The following is a 2,161-nucleotide window of genomic DNA, read 5'->3' on the forward strand; positions in this document are numbered from 1 at the left end:
GCGCGCATGAGCCCGAGGTCGGGGGCGGCGTCCTCCGGCTCCGCGCGCCCGCCGCTCTCGCAGAGCACGATCGCCTCGTTGCCCTCGGCGGCGCAGTCGTCCACCGCGGTCAGCCACTCCTCCAGTGTCGCCGTCCGCCCGCCCACGACGCCCCGCTGCAGGACGACGGGCAACCCGAGCCGGGCCGCGGCGCGGACGAGGCCGGGATCGCACGCCCAGGCCGCCCCGGCCACCACTCCGTCGGCGTGCCGGGCCACGGCGGGCAGGTCGGCGACCGAGGCGGGCTCCACCAGCAGCGGGCCCGCCCAGCTCGCCCTGGCCTCGGCGACCGCGACCTCACCGGGCGGGCCGCCGTCGCCGCGCAGGCGCAGCCAGCGGGCGTCCTGACCGCCGACGACCACCACGGGTAGCCCGTCGCCGATCACGAGATCACCGATCCGCACGGCGTCGCGGTCGAGTTGGGCTGCCTTCGACATGTGGGTTCCTCCGTGGCCGCGTGCGAAAACCGGACGTGCGAAACGAAAAAGGCAGAGACGCTGGCGTCCCTGCCTCAAGCCGGCTCCGGATGGTCGCTAGCTCATCGTCACGCGACCGGCCCTCCCGGAGCCGGCCTCGTAAACGAGCTGTACGTACCCATAACTAGGACCTTAGCAGCGACGGGCCACGACTCGAACCGATCTGTCTCGGATTTCGGGATCGTCGGCGATGGACGCGGTTGATCCCTTTGCCATCCGTGGGACGATTCATGAGTCCAGGAAGGGGTTCGAGTGTCGCGTGCGGAAGGCCGGCTCGTCGGAGGCCGGTACCAGTTGGTGGAGCCGATCGGCCGGGGTGGCATGGGCGTCGTCTGGCGCGCCCACGACGAGTTGCTGGACCGCGCGGTCGCGGTGAAGGAGGTCCGCTACGACAGTGCCATGGGCGACGAGCTCAGCGACCTCAACCGCCGGACCATGCGCGAGGCCCGGGCCGCCGGGCGCCTCACCCACCCGAACGTGGTGGTCGTCCACGACGTGATCGAGGAGGACGACCGGCCCTGGATCATCATGCAGCTGGTGCCGTCCCGCTCGCTCGGGCAGGTGATCAGGGAGGACGGCCCGCTGTCCCCCGAGCGGACCGTCGAGATCGGGCTGCAGATCCTGGACGCGCTGCGCGCCGCGCATCGGCAGGGCGTGCTGCACCGCGACGTCAAACCCGAGAACGTGCTGCTCACCGACGACGGCCGGGTGGTCCTGACCGACTTCGGCATCGCCCGGCTCGAAGCCGACTCCACGATGACCCGCACCGGCCTGGTCGGCACTCCCGCCTTCATCGCCCCGGAACGGCTCCGCGGCGAGGCCGCGCAGCGCGAGTCGGACCTGTGGTCGCTGGGCGCCACGCTCTACACGGCGGTCGAGGGCAAGCCCCCGCACGACCGCGGCATGGCGATGGCCACCATGCACGCCGTGCTGAACGAGGACCCCGCCCCGCCGCGGCGCGCGGGCGCGCTCGGTCCCGTGCTGCTGCGGATGCTCGGCAAGGAGCCCGCGGACCGGCCCGGTTACGAGGAGCTGACCCGTCTGCTCAAGCGGGCGTCGCGAGACCTGGCCCCGCCGGCCCCGCCGCCGTCCCGGCCCGCAGCGGCGGCCGAGGGCAAGGCGCCCCGGGGCTCGGCGCCGTACCCGCCCGTGTCCTCCTCCCCGCCGGAGTCCCCGGCGCGGCGCGCCGAGCGTCCCGCGCCGCCCGCGCCGCCCGCGCCACCCGTGGAGCCCGCGGAGCCCGTGGAGCCCGGCGACGCGGCCGCGGGCCCCGGTGAGATCACCTCGCCCATCCCCGTCGTCCAGGACGACCCCGCGCCCCCTCGGGCGGAGGAGGACGCCCCGGCGCCCATGCCGGAGACCGGCGTGCAGGCCGCCCCGCCCGCCCGTACGACGCCCTCCGGCGACGGCGACCCGGCGGCGGACGACAAGGACAGCAAGGACGAGAAGGACGGCAAGGACGACAAGGACGGCACCACCAAGGTCGCCCCCGCCGTCACCTCCGGCACGGCCGGCACGGCCGGCGGTGCGGTCGCGCGGGAGGACCGCGGGATCGCCGACGCCGGCGACCGGCTCGCCGGGCTGCGGCAGGAGCCGCCCGCGGCGCCGCCGGGGCAGGGCGGGGCGGCGTGGCACGCCGCGTCCAC

The 2,161-nt window shown here is 75.3% G+C and carries 1 protein-coding gene and 1 pseudogene; one reads left to right on the forward strand and one right to left on the reverse strand.

Annotated features, from left to right (window positions below):
- Window positions 1–476: pseudogene (locus tag AB0J39_RS39285) on the reverse strand (hypothetical protein); the annotation flags it as partial.
- Between the two features lie 291 nt (window positions 477–767).
- Here AB0J39_RS39285 and AB0J39_RS39290 point away from each other — a divergent pair.
- Window positions 768–2,161 (forward strand): serine/threonine-protein kinase (locus AB0J39_RS39290; protein ID WP_363474269.1); only part of this gene is annotated, 1,394 nt, incomplete at its 3' end.

The organism is Microbispora sp. NPDC049633 (assembly GCF_040675265.1).
GTDB classification, from domain to species: Bacteria; Actinomycetota; Actinomycetes; order Streptosporangiales; family Streptosporangiaceae; genus Microbispora; species Microbispora maris.